Consider the following 4,022-nt stretch of genomic DNA (forward strand, 5'->3'; position numbering starts at 1 on the left):
GAGCCCATCCGGGCCCGCAGCCTGCCGGTGACGCGTGCGGACCTGCGCCGCTACGCGGACGCCTCGGGGGACCACAACCCCATCCACCTCAGTGACGAGGCCGCCCGCGAGCTCGGTCTGCCAGGCGTGGTCGCGCATGGGATGCTGACCTCGGCGCTGGCGATCGGGGTCGTGGCCGACTGGGCGGGGGGAGCGGACCGGGTGGTGGCCACCTCGATCCGGTTCGCCGGACCGGTGGTGGTCCCCGCCGACGCCCCGGCCCTGTTGGAGGTGGCCGGCACGGTGAGGAGGGTCGCCGACGACGGTTCCACGGCAGACGTGGCCCTCACGGTCACCTGCGGCGGGGCCAAGGTGTTCGGCAAGGCGATCGTGACCGTCGCCCTCGACGGCGCCGATCGAGCGATTTAGAGCCACTGCCGGGGCTGACGTACACTTGCCACGCCCGACCGCCCGCGGTCGCGGCCCACGCTGCCTGAGGCAGCCGCCGACACTGTACAGTCGAGGCGTTCGTGCGGTCCGCGATTCGTGAGACGGCACGGGTGGCCGGGAGACCGGCCGAAGGGGCGTAGCTCAATTGGCAGAGCAGCGGTCTCCAAAACCGCAGGTTGCAGGTTCAAGTCCTGTCGCCCCTGCCCTTCCTGCCAGCCACAGTCGACCCGGAGGTAACGCGTGAGTCAGGATCGCGACGACGACACCAGCGGCGCGCGCGGTTCCGACGGCGCGGCCGGTACCACCGGTGCCGCTGTTCCGACGGGCTCTGCTGTTCCGACAGGCAAAGCCGGCCGGAGCGACACCACCGTCGCCAATCGTGTCCGCACCGATGCGGACACCGCGGAGGACACGCGGGCCAACCGCGCGAATCCGTTCCAGTACATCGGGCAGGTCATCGAGGAGCTGCGTAAGGTCATCTGGCCCACGCGCAACCAGATGGTCACCTACACCATCGTGGTGTTCCTGTTCCTGATCTTCATGACCGCGCTGGTCTCCGGCGTCGACTTCGGCGCGGGCAAGCTCGTCGAGCTCGTCTTCGACCGCTGACACCCGCCGCTGGAGGTCCGGGACGAGATCCGGACCGCCGAACTTCGAGAGGACCGCAATTTCAGTGAGCGACATCGAGCAGAGCCCCGAATCCGAGGACGTCGAGCAGAGCCCGGCTGCCGCCGAGCAGGCCGAGACCGCGGCGGATGCGGTGCTCGGTGACACCTCCGCGGACCCCTCCGACGTCGCGGTCCCGCCGACCGCTGAGGCCGTGGCGGATGCCATCGACGCGGTCGCCGGCACCGATGAGGACGCCGACGAGGTCGCCGACGTCACCGATGAGGCCGACGCCGCGGAGGGATCCGAGTCGGCAGAGGCCCCCGCCGAGGAGGCGGCGCCCGCGATCGATCCCGTCATCGCCTTCAAGCGCCAGCTGCGCAAGCTCCCCGGCGACTGGTTCGTCGTCCACTCGTACGCCGGGTACGAGAACAAGGTCAAGGCCAATCTCGAGACCCGCGCGGTCACCCTCGGCGCGGAGGACAAGATCTATCAGGTCGAGGTCCCCATCGAGGAGTACACCGAGGTCAAGAACGGCCAGAAGAAGGTCGCCAACCGCAAGGTCCTGCCCGGTTACGTCCTGGTGCGTATGGACCTCGACGACGAGTCGTGGGGTGTCGTCCGCAACACCCCCGGCGTGACCGGGTTCGTCAGCGCGACCGGCGGTGCGGCCGGTGCGCCCACCCCGCTCTCGCTGAGCGACGTGGCCAAGTTCCTGGCCCCCAAGCCGGAGAAGAAGGCCGCCGCCCCCGGTGGCGAGGCCGACGGTGGACTGGTCCCGCAGACCGTCGAGGTGGAGTTCACGGTCGGCGAGTCGGTCACCGTCATGGACGGCCCGTTCGCCACCCTGCCCGCCAGCATCTCCGAGGTCGATCCGACCTCGCAGAAGCTCAAGGTGCTCGTGTCCATCTTCGGTCGCGAGACCCCGGTGGAGCTCGGATTCTCCCAGGTGGAGAAGATCGACTGACCAGCGCGATCACCCCGACGGCCCGCCCCGCGCACACCGCGCGCGGCGGGTCCCGTCGTTTCGGGGATCGCGCCACGGTGCGCCGGATCGGATTAGCCGTTGCACGTCGATTGCACGTAGACTCTCCAAGGTTGTGCCTGCGCCCCCGCATGCCCTGCCCGACGGGCGGGCCTGAGGGGAGCGGCGCACACGACAGTCGGCCTCCCACGTGTACAGCGTGGAGCCGAGATCCAGTCGAAGAATCAGGAAGACGATGCCTCCGAAGAAGAAGAAGGTCTCAGGGCTGATCAAGCTCCAGATCAACGCCGGCGCAGCCAACCCGGCACCGCCGGTCGGCCCGGCTCTGGGTGCCCATGGTGTCAACATCATGGAGTTCTGCAAGGCCTACAACGCAGCCACCGAGAACCAGCGCGGGAACGTCGTGCCGGTCGAGATCACGGTCTACGAGGACCGTTCTTTCGACTTCAAGCTCAAGACGCCGCCGGCCGCCAAGCTCCTGCTCAAGGCCGCCGGCCTGCAGAAGGGTTCGGGCACCCCGCACTCCGCCAAGGTCGGCAAGGTCTCCATGGACCAGGTCCGCGAGATCGCGCAGACCAAGATGGAAGACCTCAACGCCAACGACGTCGACCAGGCCGCGAAGATCATCGCCGGCACCGCCCGCTCCATGGGCATCACGGTCGAGGCCTGACCTCCACCACCACACATCACCGTGGGAGGGCAGCTCAGGCCCGCACCACACCCGACCGTCGCAGAGAACACGCGGCAGGAATGGAACTCTCATGAGCAAGAACAGCAAGGCCTACAAGGCCGCAGCTGACAAGGTCGACCGCACCAAGCTGTACTCGCCTCTGGATGCCCTGGCACTGGCCAAGGACACCTCCTCGACGAAGATGGACGCCACCGTCGAGGTCGCCATGCGACTTGGCGTCGACTCCCGCAAGGCGGACCAGATGGTCCGCGGCACCGTGAATCTTCCCAACGGTACCGGTAAGACCGCCCGCGTCATCGTCTTCGCCGCGGGCGAGAAGGCCACCGAGGCCGAGGCCGCCGGCGCCGACGTCGTGGGCTCCGACGACCTCATCGAGCGGATCCAGGGCGGCTGGCTCGACTTCGACGCCGCGATCGCCACGCCGGACCAGATGGCCAAGGTCGGCCGTGTGGCCCGCGTGCTCGGCCCGCGTGGCCTCATGCCGAACCCCAAGACGGGCACCGTCACCATGGACGTGACCAAGGCCGTCAGCGACATCAAGGGCGGCAAGGTCACCTTCCGCACAGACAAGGCCAACAACCTGCACTTCATCGTGGGCAAGGCGTCGTTCTCCACCGAGCAGCTCACGGAGAACTACCAGGCCGCGATCGACGAGGTCATGCGTCTCAAGCCGTCCTCCTCCAAGGGCCGCTACCTGCAGAAGATCACCGTGTCCACCACGACCGGACCCGGCATCCCGGTCGACCCCTCGGCGATCTCCAAGCTCCTCGAGGCGGGCACCGATTCCCAGTGAGTTGATCCCCCGGTAGGAGGGCCCCGCGACCGTTCACGGCGCGGGGCCCTTCGCTGTCAGGGATGTCCCGGCCGTCACACCCCGGCCGGTGACGCCTCCGGCCGTCATACCCCGGCCGTGACGCCTCCGGCCGCACCCGCGGGTACCGTCATCGCCAGGATCTCCCAGGCCGCCATGGGACCCGGCACACCGCACCACACGGCGGTCCCGGATGCGGAAGGACACCCCCATGAACACGCGGTCCAACGGAGACGTGGCAGTGCGCGACGTCGCCCTGAGGGACGGACTCCAGCTGACGGAGGGGCGACTGGGTACCGCCGGCAAGGTGGAGCTCGTCCGCGCGTTGCTCCGGTCCGGCGTCCCCGAACTCGAGGTGGGGTCGATGGCCAGACCGGACCTGGTCCCGGCGCTCGCCGACACGCTCGACGTGATCGGCGCCCTGGACGAGGCCGAGCGGGACCGCTGCTGGGTCTGGGTGGCCACGCCCGGCCACGTGCGGCGCGCCGCCGACGCCGGGG

Annotated in this window: 3 protein-coding genes, 1 tRNA gene and 3 pseudogenes; all 7 read left to right on the forward strand. The window is 69.1% G+C overall.

Going from position 1 to position 4,022, the window contains the following annotated elements; all coding sequences use genetic code 11:
- Positions 1-21: 21 nt before the first annotated feature.
- A complete protein-coding gene (locus tag G6027_RS01665; protein WP_187702506.1) occupies positions 22-408 on the forward strand; it encodes a MaoC/PaaZ C-terminal domain-containing protein in 387 nt (128 codons plus the stop codon).
- 151 nt (positions 409-559) lie between these two features.
- Positions 560-632: transfer RNA gene (locus G6027_RS01670), tRNA-Trp, on the forward strand.
- Positions 633-870: 238 nt separating this feature from the next.
- A pseudogene (gene secE / locus G6027_RS18530) lies at positions 871-1,038 on the forward strand (preprotein translocase subunit SecE); the annotation flags it as partial.
- A gap of 64 nt (positions 1,039-1,102) precedes the next feature.
- A pseudogene (gene nusG / locus G6027_RS01680) lies at positions 1,103-2,002 on the forward strand (transcription termination/antitermination protein NusG); the annotation flags it as partial.
- 253 nt (positions 2,003-2,255) lie between these two features.
- Positions 2,256-2,690 carry a 50S ribosomal protein L11 gene (gene rplK / locus G6027_RS01685; RefSeq protein ID WP_095717641.1) on the forward strand — a complete coding sequence of 145 codons (435 nt, stop codon included), beginning with the start codon at positions 2,256-2,258 and terminating at the stop codon, positions 2,688-2,690.
- Between the two features lie 91 nt (positions 2,691-2,781).
- Positions 2,782-3,504, forward strand: a complete 723-nt coding sequence (gene rplA, locus G6027_RS01690) for a 50S ribosomal protein L1 (protein ID WP_179523168.1) — start codon at positions 2,782-2,784, stop codon at positions 3,502-3,504.
- A 229-nt stretch (positions 3,505-3,733) separates the two neighbouring features.
- A pseudogene (locus G6027_RS01695) lies at positions 3,734-4,022 on the forward strand (hydroxymethylglutaryl-CoA lyase); the annotation flags it as partial.

It is taken from the genome of Dietzia sp. SLG310A2-38A2 (genome assembly GCF_014145095.1).
Lineage (GTDB): Bacteria > Actinomycetota > Actinomycetes > Mycobacteriales > Mycobacteriaceae > Dietzia.

Excerpts from the sequence above, each read along its gene's own strand:
- rplK (WP_095717641.1), top strand. The coding sequence starts at position 2,256 with ATGCCTCCGAAGAAGAAGAAGGTCTCAGGGCTGATCAAGCTCCAGATC.
- rplA (WP_179523168.1), top strand. The coding sequence starts at position 2,782 with ATGAGCAAGAACAGCAAGGCCTACAAGGCCGCAGCTGACAAGGTCGAC.